The organism is Niabella digestorum, assembly GCF_036409055.1.
Lineage (GTDB): Bacteria > Bacteroidota > Bacteroidia > Chitinophagales > Chitinophagaceae > Niabella > Niabella composti.
In genome coordinates this window covers 39,847-55,875 of the sequence record NZ_JAZGLY010000005.1, presented here as the reverse complement: position 1 = coordinate 55,875, position 16,029 = coordinate 39,847, and the positions used below count along the sequence as shown (strand labels likewise).

14 protein-coding genes are annotated in these 16,029 nt (G+C 41.5%); 7 read left to right on the top strand and 7 right to left on the bottom strand.

Going from position 1 to position 16,029, the window contains the following annotated elements; translation table 11 throughout:
- Positions 1 to 60 precede the first annotated feature (60 nt).
- On the bottom strand, positions 61 to 1,296 hold the full coding sequence (locus tag V2H41_RS09685; protein ID WP_330974954.1) for a disulfide oxidoreductase: 1,236 nt from the start codon (positions 1,294 to 1,296) through the stop codon (positions 61 to 63).
- Positions 1,297 to 1,558: 262 nt separating this feature from the next.
- Here V2H41_RS09685 and V2H41_RS09680 point away from each other — a divergent pair, with 262 nt between their 5' ends.
- Complete coding sequence (locus V2H41_RS09680) at positions 1,559 to 3,151, top strand: M20/M25/M40 family metallo-hydrolase (RefSeq protein WP_330974953.1); 1,593 nt, start codon at positions 1,559 to 1,561, stop codon at positions 3,149 to 3,151.
- Between the two features lie 85 nt (positions 3,152 to 3,236).
- On the opposite strand, the gene V2H41_RS09675 is transcribed toward V2H41_RS09680, so the two are convergent.
- A complete protein-coding gene (locus tag V2H41_RS09675; RefSeq protein WP_330974952.1) occupies positions 3,237 to 3,770 on the bottom strand; it encodes a hypothetical protein in 534 nt (177 codons plus the stop codon).
- Between the two features lie 172 nt (positions 3,771 to 3,942).
- Positions 3,943 to 6,471, bottom strand: coding sequence for an ATP-dependent Clp protease ATP-binding subunit (locus V2H41_RS09670; protein WP_330974951.1), 2,529 nt, complete (start codon positions 6,469 to 6,471; stop codon positions 3,943 to 3,945).
- 185 nt (positions 6,472 to 6,656) lie between these two features.
- Between V2H41_RS09670 and V2H41_RS09665 the strand changes: the two genes are divergently transcribed.
- A complete protein-coding gene (locus tag V2H41_RS09665) occupies positions 6,657 to 7,040 on the top strand; it encodes an STAS domain-containing protein (protein ID WP_330974950.1) in 384 nt (127 codons plus the stop codon).
- A 29-nt stretch (positions 7,041 to 7,069) separates the two neighbouring features.
- Complete coding sequence (locus tag V2H41_RS09660) at positions 7,070 to 7,978, top strand: ribonuclease Z (RefSeq protein ID WP_330974949.1); 909 nt, start codon at positions 7,070 to 7,072, stop codon at positions 7,976 to 7,978.
- Between the two features lie 2 nt (positions 7,979 to 7,980).
- Here V2H41_RS09660 and V2H41_RS09655 read toward each other — a convergent pair whose 3' ends face one another.
- Positions 7,981 to 8,733, bottom strand: a complete 753-nt coding sequence (locus V2H41_RS09655) for a hypothetical protein (protein WP_330974948.1) — start codon at positions 8,731 to 8,733, stop codon at positions 7,981 to 7,983.
- A gap of 62 nt (positions 8,734 to 8,795) precedes the next feature.
- Positions 8,796 to 9,899 (bottom strand): tRNA 2-thiouridine(34) synthase MnmA, encoded by a 1,104-nt coding sequence (mnmA, locus tag V2H41_RS09650; protein ID WP_330974947.1) that lies wholly within the window; start codon positions 9,897 to 9,899, stop codon positions 8,796 to 8,798.
- Positions 9,900 to 10,143: 244 nt separating this feature from the next.
- Between mnmA and V2H41_RS09645 the strand changes: the two genes are divergently transcribed.
- From V2H41_RS09645 to V2H41_RS09630, 4 genes are all read left to right on the top strand, one after another.
- Positions 10,144 to 10,590: a single-stranded DNA-binding protein gene (locus V2H41_RS09645; protein ID WP_330974946.1), complete on the top strand. Its 447-nt coding sequence runs from the start codon at positions 10,144 to 10,146 to the stop codon at positions 10,588 to 10,590.
- Positions 10,591 to 10,911: 321 nt separating this feature from the next.
- Positions 10,912 to 12,000: an Ldh family oxidoreductase gene (locus V2H41_RS09640; RefSeq protein WP_330974945.1), complete on the top strand. Its 1,089-nt coding sequence runs from the start codon at positions 10,912 to 10,914 to the stop codon at positions 11,998 to 12,000.
- Between the two features lie 161 nt (positions 12,001 to 12,161).
- Complete coding sequence (locus V2H41_RS09635) at positions 12,162 to 13,484, top strand: aspartate kinase (RefSeq protein ID WP_330974944.1); 1,323 nt, start codon at positions 12,162 to 12,164, stop codon at positions 13,482 to 13,484.
- A 122-nt stretch (positions 13,485 to 13,606) separates the two neighbouring features.
- Positions 13,607 to 14,281, top strand: a complete 675-nt coding sequence (locus tag V2H41_RS09630) for an alpha/beta fold hydrolase (protein WP_330974943.1) — start codon at positions 13,607 to 13,609, stop codon at positions 14,279 to 14,281.
- On the opposite strand, the gene V2H41_RS09625 is transcribed toward V2H41_RS09630, so the two are convergent.
- Together V2H41_RS09625 and mqnE are read right to left on the bottom strand one after the other, a co-directional pair.
- Positions 14,278 to 14,706: a CBS domain-containing protein gene (locus V2H41_RS09625; RefSeq protein ID WP_330974942.1), complete on the bottom strand. Its 429-nt coding sequence runs from the start codon at positions 14,704 to 14,706 to the stop codon at positions 14,278 to 14,280. The two genes, V2H41_RS09630 and V2H41_RS09625, sit on opposite strands and share 4 nt — an antisense overlap.
- A gap of 67 nt (positions 14,707 to 14,773) precedes the next feature.
- Positions 14,774 to 15,928 carry an aminofutalosine synthase MqnE gene (mqnE, locus tag V2H41_RS09620; RefSeq protein ID WP_330974941.1) on the bottom strand — a complete coding sequence of 385 codons (1,155 nt, stop codon included), beginning with the start codon at positions 15,926 to 15,928 and terminating at the stop codon, positions 14,774 to 14,776.
- Positions 15,929 to 16,029 lie beyond the last annotated feature (101 nt).

Below are 16,029 nucleotides of genomic sequence, written 5' to 3'. Positions count from 1 at the left end.
AAAGACCGGAATTCTCACTCTCTCCTCTAAAAGTCTATTTAAAAAGTACGTCTAAAAAAGTTAATCCTGTATTGTTGCCTTTATCACTTTTGAAGCAGTGGTCGTGCCATCGATATCCACTTGTATAATGCGTACAAAAACATTCTTCTTATTCGAAATGATAGTTTGATCATTTCTTGTGCAGGCTACTGATGCGATGGTAAGCGTCAGCAATAGCACTCCGAATATCCATTTGTTTCTTCTGCCGAATAACAATGCGCCCAAAAAGGCTATTACGCCAAGTCCGATGAAAGTATACCTGTTACCGGTAGTTGCAAACTGATAGGTGATAGGAATATCAGAGTTGTGGTTAGCTGCTTTGGATTTTACGGTGCCGATGGTTTTGAAGTTTTTTCCATCTTCCGATACCTGTATTTCAAAGTAGTCATTGTTTTTTTCCGATAGTGTTTGCCAGTGTACTTGAAGGGTAGTGCCGGAAATAGCCGCACTGATGGTCCCAAATACTACAGGAAGTGTTACATTGTCTAACCATTTAAAATCACCAATAGATACTGCAGAATTAATGTCGTTACGATTGCCTCTGATAATGTGTGTCATTACTACACTATCTACATACACGTTAGGGTTAACTCTGAAAATGATCGTGCCTTTTTCGTTGTCTACATCACGTAAAGAAGGATCTAGTACCTGCCAGCCATAGGATTCACCCCAAACACCATTTCTGCCTCCATTAAAATTGGCTATAGTTACAGGATCTCCTGCAGGATCAGTAGTTTGCACAAAACTAGTATCAGGGTCATACACATCCAGGGCAAAGACAAAATCAACTAAGGATCCGTTGCTATATACCTTTACCTCTATGGAGTCGTAAGGATTGTCTACATCGTTAATGATAAATGAGAGACCTTTAGGGCGGGTAGGGCTAGTTGTAAAGTCGGCTACTACATTTGATCTTCCGCCATCACAATTGCCACCATTGGCTGTAGAATTACGTGCTATAGCTAATGGGTAACCTGATGTTGAGGGGAAGTAACCATTATTATAACAGAAAGTAGGTCTCCTAAATGCTGCAGGTTGGTTTATTGAAATGGTGCCTAGGTCTGTATCAAGGCAAGGTGCCTCAAGACGTAAGTAAGGTCTTATTGTTACTCCATCGGGTGCGGTTTTAGCTGGTAACACAGGATCTGTGGACTGACAAGATTGTGGTCCTGGAGAGGGGAAGGTCATCTGCGAATACGCGCAGAAAGATTGCAATAAAATTATTGCACAGCCAATTGTTTTTTTCAATAATTTCATAATCGACTACGGTTTTGTTTAAAAATACTTAGCTGGACGAAGTTATTTCAAACTGGGAGTGCAGCTTTTTTTTTTCGTTGAGTTCCGCAGGATTTTCGACGAGGAGGAATATTTTTACGCCCAATGAAAAGCTGAGCACAAGAAATTTGCATTAACACTAGATTAACCAACACTGTTATGTGAAGGTTGAAAATATTTGATGAGATACGTTTTTCAGATTGTATAAATCACTTTCGTATTTTAGTATTTAAATACAAACCCTATGCGCAAATTCAAGAAATTACTAGTTTTCCCTCTAGCATTTTCGCTTACAATAGCGGTTGCTCAACGGGGGAATGCTCCTCAGTTCAGAGGTGGAGCCTCCCAGATTAAGTATCCAATCGTAGAAGCTATCGTAAAAGAAGCTAATGAAAACTCTCAATTGGAGCAATTGGCTCATGAATTACTCGATGGAATTGGTCCTAGGCTCGTGGGTACACCTGAAATGCAACAAGCTGGAGACTGGGCTATTGAAAAGTTTAAAAGCTGGGGCATAGAAGCTCATAGCGAAAAATGGGGTGAATGGCGTGGATGGCAGCGTGGCCCCGCTCATATCGACATGATTTACCCTCGTGTGAAATCTCTCGAAGGTATGCAGCTGGCTTGGAGCCCTGGAACTAATGGTAAAACAATAACTGCCGAAACCATTATTTTACCTTATTTTCAGGATTCGCTTGCGTTTCAAAAGTGGCTACCTGAAGTGAAGGGTAAATTTGTAATGATTTCCATGATGCAGCCTACGGGTCGTCCCGACAAAAATTGGGAAGAGTATGGCACTAAGGAGTCTATCGATAAAATGAATAGAGAAAGAGATTCTCTCACTCGTGCCTGGCAGAAGCGTATTCAAAACACAGGGCATACTTCACGCACATTACCTGTAGCATTGGAAAAAGCCGGTGCACTAGGTATTATTACTAATAACTGGTCAAAAGCTGTAGGAGCGGATAAAATTTTCGGTGCTTATACCAAAAAGATACCTACAGTGAACTTATCGCTGGAAGATTACGGCTTGGTATACCGATTGACTCAGTCCGGTAAAAAACCTAAACTAAGCATGAAGATAGAATCGAAAGATCTGCCTGTGGCACCGGCATTTAATATTATTGCGGCTATAAAAGGAGTGGAAAAGCCTGATGAGTATGTGATTTTATCAGCCCATTTCGATTCATGGGATGGAGCTTCCGGAGCTACCGATAACGGTACCGGTACGCTTACTATGATGGAAGCAGCTCGTATCTTAAAGAAAGTGTATCCCAATCCTAAACGTACTATTCTAGTGGGATTGTGGGGAAGTGAAGAGCAGGGACTTAATGGCTCTCGTGCTTTTGTGGAAGATCATCCCGAGATTGTTGCCAACATTCAGGCTGTGTTTAATCAGGATAATGGAACCGGTCGCGTAACAAGTCTTCAAGGCCAAGGCTTTCTGCACGCTTATGAATATCTGGGCAGATGGCTTACATATGTTCCTCGTGAGGTAAGGCAGCATATCGAAACCAGTTTTCCCGGCTATCCTGGAACCGGCGGATCGGATTTTGCCTCATTTGTTATGGCCGGTGCTCCAGCATTTTCGTTGAGTTCTTTAAGCTGGGATTATGGTACCATCACTTGGCATACCAATCGTGATACATACGATAAAATTGTCTTTGATGATTTGCGCAATAATGTTATTCTTACAGCAGCACTGGCTTATGCGGCAAGTGAAGATCCCGCTAAATCATCAAGAGAAAAAATTGTTTTACCAATAGATCCGTCTACGGGAAAGCCCAGAGAATGGCCTAAACCTGTATCTCCTACAAGAAGAGGTGGTTTAGATTAAACAGTTACTTTACGATTCTAGATAATTAAAAAGAAGGGGGTAATAATGCCCCCTCTTTTTTTAAATTATATATGTATATGGTTTGCTAGCTTATCATTTTTTTATTACGTATATGCTCTCTAACAGATTCCAATTCTTTTTTAGCTTTTTCTAGCTCTTCCTGTGCTTCTTTCAGGTTTTTTTCGAGCTGAGGTTGAATGAGCATGGTCGCCATTTTTACTTGTTCTTCAATTTGTCCTTTGCTGATTTTCGATAATGCATTGTTGAGTTCATCTTTTACGGGTTGTATTTCTTTTATTTTCAGGGCAGATTTTACTTGTACTACGGCCTTCTCGACATTGCAATGAATGATATCCAGATTAATACCTTCTATTGTCCTTGATACCTCAGAAGCGATATCTCGGTGTTTAAGCTCCCTAACCGCCTTCTCCAGTTGGGTTATGGCTTCATTGAGTTCTGCAATCTTTTTATCCCTTTGAGAGGGAATGGTATCGCTGATAGCAAAAAATTTCTGAAAAAATCCAGGAATCATGGGTATCGTCCAGGACGCCAGCGTAAAAATGGTGAACGTGGCCAGTAGTACCACAAACAAAGCTCTGTAAAATTTGAAGTATCGCATAGCAGGTGCATTTTGTTTTTTAGGGAAAATTGACGGGTTAAAAGTACGATGATATTCGTATTATATATTGCTACTTTTTATCTATTATGGAAAGTTTAACAAAAGGAGCGGGTAGAATAAAAAAACACCTCACATAGTACTATGTGAGGTGTTTTTTTATGAGTGGATGTATTTATGCTTCTTGTGTGCTGGCATTTTCTTTTATGGAGAATGTGAGCTTGTCGTTGTCTTTATCCAATTCCACTATTAGCAAATCTCCAGGCTTTACATTCGTATTCAGAATTTCCTCGGCCAAAGGATCTTCCAAGTATTTCTGAATGGCTCTGTGAAGTGGTCTTGCACCAAATTGCTGGTCGTACCCTTTTTCTGCCAGGAAGGTTTTGGTTTCTTCGCTCAGCTCCAGTTTGTAGCCTAGATTTTCCACACGCTTCAATACGCCCTTCATAGAGATATCGATGATCTTGAAGATATCTTCCTGAGTAAGGCTATTGAAGATAACCACATCATCAATCCGGTTCAAGAACTCTGGGGAGAAAGTGCGTTTCAACGCTTTTTCAATTACAGCCTTATGCTCTTTCTCTTCATTGGCCAGCCTAGCTTGTGTAGCAAATCCTACACCGGCACCGAAATCTTTGAGCTGGCGTACACCAATGTTGGAGGTCATGATAATGATGGTATTCTTGAAGTCTACTTTTCTACCTAAACCATCGGTAAGCTGACCATCATCCAGCACCTGCAATAGAATATTGTAAATATCGGGGTGTGCTTTTTCGATCTCATCCAGCAAGATCACACTGTAAGGTTTGCGGCGTACTTTCTCGGTAAGTTGCCCACCTTCTTCATAACCTACATAACCGGGAGGAGCACCAATCAAGCGGCTCACGGTAAATTTTTCCATGTATTCGCTCATATCGATTCTAATCAGCGAATCTTCTGAGTCGAATAAATACTTGGCCAATGAGCGAGCCAACTCGGTTTTACCCACACCGGTGGGACCGAGGAAAATAAAGCTTCCGATAGGTTTCTTAGGATCTTTTAAACCTACACGGTTTCTTTGAATGGCTTTTACCACTTTGGCAATTGCCTCATCCTGTCCCACTACCATTCCTTTCATATCTTCGCTCATCTTGCGAAGCTTCTCAGTTTCGGCTTCCACCATTTTGCGTACAGGTATGCCGGTCATGATGTTGATCACTTCGGCAATATCTTCCTCAGTGATAGGATAGCGTTTATGTTTGCTTTCTTCCTCCCACTGTAATTTAGCGCGTTCCAGTTCTTCAGCCAGTTTCTTCTCTGTGTCACGAAGCGAAGCTGCTTCTTCAAATTTCTGACTTTTGACTACTCTATTCTTTTCTTCTTTTACTTCTTCTATTTTCTTTTCCAGTGCAAGAATATTATCCGGTACGTTGATGTTTTTAAGATGCACACGCGCGCCTACTTCATCCATTACATCGATGGCTTTATCAGGCAGTAGCCTGTCAGTGATGTAACGATCGCTGAGTCTTACGCATGCTTCAATAGCATCATCGGTATAGGTAACACTGTGGAAGTCTTCATATTTAGATTTAATATTCGTAAGTATCTGAATGGTTTCTTCCACGGTAGGCGGATCTACCATCACTTTCTGGAAGCGACGATCCAATGCACCATCTTTTTCGATGTACATGCGATATTCGTCCAGTGTGGATGCGCCAATGCATTGAAGTTCTCCGCGTGCTAACGCAGGTTTAAAGATATTGCTGGCATCCAGCGAACCGCTCGCACCGCCTGCCCCTACGATGGTGTGTAGCTCATCGATGAACAGAATCACATCGCGGTTTTTTTCCAGCTCGTTCATGATGGCCTTCATTCTTTCTTCAAATTGGCCACGGTATTTTGTCCCTGCAACTAGCGAAGCCAAATCCAACGATATTACTCTCTTGTTGAAGAGTACTCGGCTTACCTTTCTTTGTACGATGCGTAAGGCAAGCCCTTCCACGATGGCGGTTTTACCTACACCGGGCTCCCCTATAAGGATGGGGTTGTTCTTTTTACGTCGGCTTAATATTTGAGAAACTCTTTCAATTTCCTTTTCACGGCCTACGATAGGATCCAGTTGTCCGCTCTCCGCGAGTTTGGTAACATCACGTCCGAAGTTGTCCAGCACCGGGGTTTTACTCTTGGTATTACTTTTAGATGTGGTGCTTCTGGACTGTTGCGAATATCTTTTTTCATCTTCGAACTCTTCCTCACCTTCTTCGCCAAATTCTGCTCGCGGATCGTTGGATTTTACAATATCCAGTTCTTGACGGAAAGCATCATAATCCAGATCGTATTGATTCAGAATCTGAGTAGCAATGTTTTCCTTGTTCTTTAATATCGACAACATGAGGTGTTCGGTTTCCACCTGGTTACTTTTCAGCGCTTTTGCTTCGAGCACGGTTACCCGAATCACCTTTTCGGCTTGTTTGGTAAGCGGCAGGCTATTAATATTAGCCATATTCTTACCGGTTTTATCTTTTATGGCCAGTTCTATTTCTTTGCGAAGCTCACCAATATCGATATTAAACCCTTTCAGAATTTTGATAGCAGTATTATCACCTTCCCGTATTAAACCTAACAGGAGGTGTTCTGTGCCAATGAAATCATTCCCAAGCCTCAACGCCTCTTCTCTGCTGTAAGAAATAATTTCTTTTACCTGGGGTGAAAAATTATTATCCATATTTTGTAGATAAAATGATCAATTACAATATTAACAAATATATTTGGTACTGGTTTGCGTAATTTGTAAACAGTAATGCTAATCTTTAATCGTGTTAATTATTAGACGCATTTTGCGGCTAAAAGAATGCATATTAAAGATAGTTGCATTTGCTCCAAATTTGTAAACCTTTTTTATAGTTATTTATGGAAGTCAAAATAGATACCAAAGAGAAATTTCACGTCATCACGCCAATAGTGTCGGAGCTTTCTGCTACAATGGCAGATCAAATAGATAAAATTTTGTTACCTTTTTTGCAGGAAAATATTAAAAATGTGGTGCTGAATCTGGAGCAGGTGCAGCATATGGATAAGGCCATAGCGGAGCAACTTATTCACATTCAGCAACAATTCTATGAAAATAATGCTTCATTTGTATGCTGTGCATTAGGCGAAGCAGTGGAAGCATTTTTGGCAGATTGTGAACTTTTGGAGCTCTTAAATGTTACGCCCACCGTAAGCGAGGCCGGCGACATCGTAAATATGGAGGAAATCGAAAGAGAGCTATTAGACAGTGACTTTTCGGAATAATGGTTGCAAATAACTTTAAATAGAAAAGCATGTTTGGTGTTACAATACTGGGAAATAATTCTGCGGTGCCGGCTTTTGACAGGCATCCGACCAGCCAAGTATTGACATTAAACAATCGAAATATACTGATTGATTGCGGCGAGGGTACTCAAATACAGCTTATCAAATATAAAATCAGACGTAGCAGAATTTCACATATTTTTATTTCACATCTTCATGGGGATCATTATTTCGGGCTGATTGGTTTAATTACCTCTTTTGCACTTTTAGGTCGTCAACAGCCACTTACCATAGTAGCACCTGACCCACTACAACGAATTATCGAACTGCAATTGCAAGTTGCAGATACCAAACTGGGTTTTGAGCTTAACTTCATTACCATAAAAGAAACTGGACCTTTATTACAGTTGCCCGATGTAGAGGTGCGTTGTTTTCGTACCGATCATCGCATCGAGTGCTACGGATTTGTATTTAAAGAAGTACGCAATCTGCGCCGTCTAAATATTGAAAAGGTAAAGGAGTATAATATTCCTCTCAGTTTCTATGATAATCTACAAAGGGGAGAGGACTACAATGCTAATGACGGTAGTATTATCGCAAACGCAATACTAACAACACCTGCTCCAAAACCCAGAGTGTATGCTTTCTGTGCTGATACCCGATATGATGAACGAATATTAGAGCATATCCATGGAGCAGATATGATTTATCATGAAACCACGTATCACGATGCGCTAGCGCAGATGGCAACAGAACGCTTTCATTCTACAACCAAACAGGCAGGGCGAATTGCTCAATTGGCAGGCGTAAAAAAACTGCTGATTGGTCATTTCAGCAGTAAATACGATTCATTAAAAGAGTTTGAAATCGAAACGCGTGAAGTGTTTCCGAATACGGATTTGGCATTAGAAGGGGTGAGTTATCTAATACCTCAGTAGGGTTAATTGTGATGAATCATCCACATTGTAATGCCAAAGCCGATGTAATGGGCTTCAGGATTATCAGAACCGCCTGCTCCCTGATATTCGTAGAGTTGAAAGTCTTTGTACACTAGGCCGATTCCTTTGGCGTATTTTTCTACAGAGCGTTCTTTAAAGCCAATACTTGTTTGAGGTGTAGGGGGAATATTCAGGCTTTCATCACGCTGTTCCACCGTCCATACATTTTCATAATGCTGCCCTTGAATATCTTCATTGCCGAAACTGGCATAATAAAAGTCCCAAGTATTCATGTCATATCCGGTACTCATTTCAAACAGCTGCTGATAGGGTGCAAAAGGCAGCTGGCTATTACCTTTCCATGAAAAATCTTGCCGCAGGGGTGCCTGTAGATTTACAACCCGAAGGTTATTGTCTAACGTTTCCACTTTTCGTGAAGATGGAATAACTAGATAAGTACCGTTATTCACCCAGGGCCCGGTTGCATTTTCATTGTTAATGAGTCTCTGTACCAGATATGCTTTTTGGCCATTGTCTTCTGTTTCCTGAATCACAGTGTGTTTAACCTGATATTTGTGCACTTCGATTACAGTACCGCTTCTAGCAAAAATGGTAGAGTCTAACCGATACGTTATGGATTTGCCTACTTGCAAGGGGTAGAAATCCTCGATGGAGTCCATTTGCAAAAACTCCTTTTCCTCGCGGCAGGAAGCGAAGAAAAGACATACTGTAAATAAGTACAGAAATGCTCTCAAGAAATAATACACTTTATGCAGGTTAGTTAGTTAATGATTAAAACCGCAAATCAGTTGTAATATTACGACAATCTTCCGGAATGTATCAATCCTCCGCCTATTACATCATCACCTTCATAAAACACGGCACTTTGTCCTGGTGCCACACCTTTAGTGTTCTGATAAAAACGAATTTTTAGTAAATCACCTTCGGGATATAAATTACCCAAGGTGCCCGGGTCCTTATAACGAATTTTGGTTACAGCTTCCATGCCGGGTGTAATACTATCGTATTTTATCAGATTGAATTTATGAACAAAGATTTCGTTTTTGTTCAGGTCTTCTTCATCACCGAGGGTAATGGTATTGCTATCCGGGTCGATGGCGGTTACGTAAGCTGGTTTACCTAAGGCAATATCTAGCCCCTTACGCTGACCTATAGTATAAAAAGGATAGCCTTTATGTTTACCCAGAATATTACCATTTTTATCTACGAAGTTGCCACCGTTAACGCGTTCTTCCAGGCCTTCTACATGTCTTTTCAAGAAACCGCGATAGTCGTTATCAGGAACAAAGCAGATTTCGTAACTCTCACTCTTTTTGGCTAAATCTGGATAACCGTAGTCGATGGCCATTTGTCTGATTTCGCTTTTATGATATTGGCCCAGCGGCAATAGAGTTCTACTCAGTAAATCCTGTTCCAGCCCCCACAGTACATAACTTTGATCCTTGATAGGATCTACTGCTTTACTGATTACATAACGGCCATTTTCATGCTGACGTATTTTAGCATAGTGACCGGTAGCCATATAATCGCATCCTAAAGCATCTGCACGTTTGAGAAGTGCCCTCCATTTAATATGTGTGTTGCACAGCACACAGGGATTAGGCGTACGCCCCGCCAGATATTCATCCACAAAATCCTTTACTACAAAGTCTCCAAACTCTTCCCGTATATCTAAAATAAAATGCGGAAATCCATGTTGTACAGCTGCCATCCGGGCATCATTAAAGCTATCGACATTGCAGCAGCCGGTTTCCTTTTTGCTGCCTCCACTCTGTGCATAATCCCATGTTTTCATGGTAATTCCTACTACTTCATAGCCTTCGTGATGCAGCATAAGGGCCACTACGGTACTGTCAATACCCCCACTCATTGCCACCAAAACTTTCCCTTTCTTGCTCATTTTTGAAAAAATTAATTGACAAAGATACTGAATTTAGGTATTGTGAAATGGGGTGCTCTGTTGGCAACCTTTTGAAAGTTGATAATATTAAAATAAATAATTTTTCATTATAAAATATTGTTTATTTTTAATATTTATCATAGTATTTGTTAACCTATAAAACTTCTATCTTTTTTTACTTAAACAACCGCAATAAAAAAGCTATCTTGCCGTTCAAATTCTAGGAGTACTTAAATCGCGTATTATGATTAAAATGCAAGTTATTGGTAATCTGGGAAGAGATTGCCTTGTTAATAATGTAAACGGAAGAAATGTCATCAATTTTACCGTAGCACATACTGAAAGGTATAGAGACAGCCAAGGAAATAATCAGGAGCGTACTACGTGGGTGGAGTGTGCATGGTGGACAGATAGAACAACCGTTTCGCAATATCTAACAAAGGGTAAACAGGTATATGTAGAAGGACAGCCTGATGTAAGAAGCTTTACAAGAAACGACGGTACAGCAGGTGCAGCCTTGATTTTGCGCGTGCGTGAACTGCAACTACTCGGTGGCAGAGGGGATGCTGCAACGGCACCAGCTACTACGCCAACGGAGGGTACTTCAGCTTCTGATATTACCAATACTTCTTCTTCCAACGCATCTTCGGTTAATGATTTTGATGAACCTGTAGACGATTTACCTTTCTAAAAATGTAGTTTTTTTATATAGAGCTCCGCTTCGCGGGGCTTTTTTTATGAAATTTCTGATAAAAAGCTATTAAAATGGAGCAGTTTGGCATGGTTTATGGCTTATAATCCATTAATAATGTAGTTGTTTACTGCATTCGTTTGTCCTTAGCCGTTGTTCCTATGATATTTCAGGTGCTAGGGCACCTGTATTGCACCTCGATGTCTCGTGCTAACCTTATGTTTACACCTTTTATTATTTTTTATAAACCTGCTAAGGGAGCTTCTATTCTATTATTTTATCCAGAAAGATTTCTAAGCATTTTATTGTTTCTTTGTTGGTATGAGTACGCAATTGTTTAGCTACGAGCGGCTGTTCGATTTTACACGTAAGGTTTTTGAAAGTATGGGTTGCCCGGAAGAGCAGGCAACGTCTGCCACGCAAGTATTACTATCGGCTGACCTTCGGGGGGTGGATTCGCATGGGGTGGCTCGTCTCAGTGGGTATGTGCGGTTGTGGGAAGCAAAAAGAGTTAATGCAACACCTGATATAAAAGTGATCCACGAAACGCCTTCCACTGCTGTGGTTGACGGCGACAGTGGCTTAGGATTAGTGGTGGCGCCTGTTGCTATGGATATTGCTATCCAAAAGGCAAAAGAAGTAGGTACCGGCTGGGTAAGTGTACAAAATAGTAACCACTACGGCATAGCTGCGGCCCATGCCATGAAAGCGTTGGTGCATGATATGATTGGTATTTCGATGACCAATGCCAGTCCGCTGGTGGCACCTACTTTTTCTACAGCCAAAATGTTAGGTACTAATCCTATCTGTGTAGCTGCTCCGGCAGGTTCGCAACCGCCGTTTGTAATGGATATGGCAACCACTACTGCGGCCAATGGTAAGCTTGAAATTTTGCAACGTAAAAACCAGGAAGCTCCCTTAGGTTGGGTACAGGATGCAGAAGGAAACCCTACCACCGACGCCAATATACTCAAAAAAGGAGGTGCTTTATTGCCTCTAGGCGGCGATAGGGAGCATGGCAGTCATAAAGGTTATGCATTGGGAGCCATGGTAGATATTTTCTCAGCTTTACTAAGTGGCGCCAATTATGCACCGTGGGTACCCCCATTTCCGGCCTATGTACCGATGCCCGCGCGTCAACCCGGTAAGGGGATAGGTCATTTTTTTGGGGCGATGCGGATTGATGCTTTTCGTTCGGTAGAGGAATATAAAAGGGATATGGATGACTGGATTAGCGGCTTCCGAAATGCGCGTACATTACCGGGGCATGAAAAAGTGCTCATTCCTGGAGATCCTGAAAGAGAAATGGAGGAGCTAAGAAAAAAAGAAGGCATTCCTTTGTTGGATGCGGTTGTAACGGATCTCAAGCAGCTCGCCGAACGTTTTGACCTATCATTGTCCACTGCTTAAAATATTCTGCATTACAGCAGTGTGTACACCTTTTGTCTTCCGACGGGCTACTGTTTAGGGCTACTTCAGCCCTAATTTCTCTACAATGTTTATAAACTATTGCAACGTATATTTGCAAGCCAATTTTAATTAGGAACACAAAACAACCACATCTTACGATCATGAAAGTAATGAAGTTTGGCGGTACAAGCGTGGGCAAGCCCGAGCGTATGAAACACATCGCATCGCTTTTGAATAAGCAGTCGGAGCCCGCTCTGGTGGTACTTTCCGCTTTGTCCGGTACTACTAATGCGCTTGTTACCATCGGCAATAATATAGCTGCAAATGACAGACATACGGCATTGCAGAATATTAACGCCTTACACGAGCACTATAAAACTTTTATCAGGGAACTGCTTACTGATGAAAAGGCTTATGAGAAAGCAAAGAATATTGTTGAAGAGCATTTCGACTTCCTGCATATTATTTTAAAGATATCCTTCAGCGAAGCGTTGAATAAAGATATCTTGGCGCAAGGAGAGTTATTGTCAACCAAAATATTCTGCTGCTATCTGGACGAAATCGGCGAGTCTTACGCGTTGTTGCCGGCTTTGGAGTTTATGACTATTGATGAGAATGAAGAACCACAATTGGGTAGCATTCGCACTAGGTTATCGAATCTGCTGGAACAACATAAGGATAAACGCGTGCTCGTAACGCAGGGATATATCTGCAGAAATGCGAGAGGCGAGGTGGATAACCTCAAACGCGGTGGTAGCGACTATACCGCATCGCTGGTGGCTGCAGCTATTAACGCATCGGTATGTGAAATTTGGACCGATATAGACGGTATGCATAATAACGACCCGCGTATAGTAAACAAAACTTTTCCAATAGAGCAACTAAGCTTTGATGAGGCAGCTGAGCTGGCCTATTTCGGAGCCAAAATTTTGCACCCGGCATCCATATGGCCCGCCCAGCAATACAAGATTCCGGTAAAGTTGTTGAATACCATGCAGCCCGATGCTAAAGGCACATTGATAACTGGTGAGGCTGCTTCATCAGGTGTTAAGGCAGTGGCAGCTAAGGATAATATCTACGCCATTAAAATCAGAAGTGGTCGTATGTTGTTAGCATACGGATTTTTAAGAAAAGTGTTTGAGGTGTTTGAAAAATATAAAACACCTATAGACATGATTACGACTTCGGAGGTAGCAGTGTCCCTTACCATTGATAATGCTGAGCATCTGAAACATATCGTGAAAGAATTGGAAGCGTTGGGTACGGTAGAGGTGGACGAAAATCAAACGATCGTTTGCGTAGTGGGGCACAATATCAACGAAACCGAAGAAATTATCAAGAAGCTTTTCGGTTCTATCAGAAATATTCCAATCCGTATGGTATCGTATGGCGGAAGCCCCCACAACATTTCCCTACTGGTGGCTGCTGAATACAAAAACCAATTGTTGCAACAACTCAACAGAGGAATGTTTGGTTTAAGCTGATAAGAATTATTTTCACTTATATGGAAAAGCGAAGGAAATATGCCTTCGCTTTTTTCTTTTTAGATTTGTTGTAGACTGGCTATTATTTCTTGGATTTTATTTCCAATAAATGTGACATAATCGTGGAGCATCGGGGATTGCGAAAAATATATTGTATTCCGGGTTTTGGGGCGGATACCAGAATATTCCGAAACCTTACACTGCATAACGCGGAGCTCGTAGGTATTGAGTGGCCGGATCCATTATCTGGCGAAACTTATTCAGCTTATGTACAACGCATGGCTGCACATATTAAGGAGGAAGAGCCGGTAATTATCGGCGTGTCCTTTGGGGGCATGGTTGCATTGGAAATAGCCAGAACCCGAAGAGTAAAACAGGTAATACTCATCTCCAGCATTAAAACCACAGAAGAACTGCCACTTATATGGCGTTGGGCAGGTCGACTCCGAATTAACAGGGTGCTTCCCTTAAATCGCTTGCGTGAGAGTGAAGTATTATATAAACTTGCTAATAAACGATTAGGTGCATTCGCGCCTCAGGAGCAGCAACTGGCTAATCATTATCGACGTCACATGCGTATAAATTATGTGAAATGGGCACTAGAACAGGTGCTGCATTGGAAAAACGAGTATGTTCCGGAAAATATCATTCACATACATGGTAGCGACGATCAAATTTTCCCGGTAAAAACGTCACATCCTACACATATTATCGAGGGTGGTACTCATATGATAGTACTGAATCGTGCAGCGGAAGTGAGTACTATTATTAATGACGCACTTCAAAAGCTGCACTAGCCGTGGATGTAGCTTTGCAGATGATGAATGGTTTCTTTCTGTTGTAATATAGTTTCAGTAACTACATCGCTGATAGAAATAACCCCCGATAATTTATCTCCTTCGAATACGGGTAGATAGCGAATATTTTTATCAGACATGAGCTGCATGCAGCGTTCTACGCTGTCATGGGGACTTACAGTAGGTAAATCTGTAGACATGATTTCCCCCACTGTTGTGTTTTCGGAATGTTTACCCTGCAGAATCACTTTGCGGGAGTAGTCTCGTTCGGTAAGAATGCCGGCATATTTTTCTCCATCCATAACTACCAATGAACCGATATTTTTTTCGGCCATTATTTTAAGGGCATCATACACGGTAGTATGGGTTTGCACGGAAATGATATCGCTACCTTTTCTGGCAAGAATCGAGGATACTTTACTCATGGCCTGGCATTTTTGTATTAGCAATATAACAAAAATGCCGCTAAATGGCAAATTTGAAATACTCTTGTCAATTTAAGGATGCAATATTCACTTCGACGGCAGAGGCTTCACCATAGTCTTTGATAATGTTGTAAAGGGTACCACGTTCTACCGGACGTCTTTTAGCTTGTTTTATAAGATTTACAAGTTCCTCGGTGGTCATGGAAGGATTTTGTTCTTCGGCACCCGCCATAGAGTAAATCTTAGTAGTGTCATCGATAGTTCCATCGATATCATTTACACCGAAGGAGAGTGACAATTGAGCATTTTGACGTCCCAACATGGGCCAGTAGGCCTTGACATGCGGGAAGTTGTCCAAATAAATACGAGCAATGGCATACATCCTCATATCTTCAATCAGAGAGGTTTCGGGTACATGGCTCATGTCGTTGTCCTTATTGCGGAATTTTAGCGGGATGAACGTATTAAAGCCGCCGGTTTTATCTTGTAATTCGCGCAGCTGACGCATGTGATCGATACGGTGTTCAAATTTTTCGATATGACCAAACAGCATAGTGGCATTGGTTTGCATACCCAGTTCGTGTGCTGTTTGATGAATATGTAGCCAGCCTTGACCATCTACCTTATCGGCACAAATCTGTTTGCGGATTTCCGGAGCAAAAATCTCAGCTCCACCACCCGGCAGGCTTTCCAGTCCTGCTTCTTTAAGATATTCCAATCCTTCTCGAACTGTTTTTTTAGCCTTGCGGAACATATAATCCAGCTCTACAGCGGTAAACCCTTTAATATGCAGGTCCGGACGGTGCGCCTTGATTTTTCTTAGTAATTCAGCAAAAAACTCCAAATTCATTTTAGGGTGCACGCCACCTACGATATGTACTTCCGTCACCGGTTCGTTGTCGTATTTGCGAACAATGTCCATCATTTGCTCCAGCGACAGCTCCCAAGCCTCATCGCGGTGTGCATACAAACGGCTATAGCTACAGAAATGACAGGAATATACACAAGCATTAGTAGGCTCAATATGGAAGTTTCTATTAAAATAGGTGATATTGCCATGCTTTTGTTCTCTGATATAATTGGCCAGTGCTCCTACAAAAGCTAAGCTACCGTGCTCGAACAGATAAAGTCCTTCTTCATCACTAATTCTTTGTCCGTTATATACTTTGTCTGCTATTTTCTGTAACTGACTATCGGCGACGGGTAAGGTTTGTATACTCATTAGAATCAATTAATGCTACAAAGATATAACGGATGATAAGTTTATAGGTTTAAAATTTCATGATTGAACTCATATTTCCTCGGAGATCCTTACCTGGATCT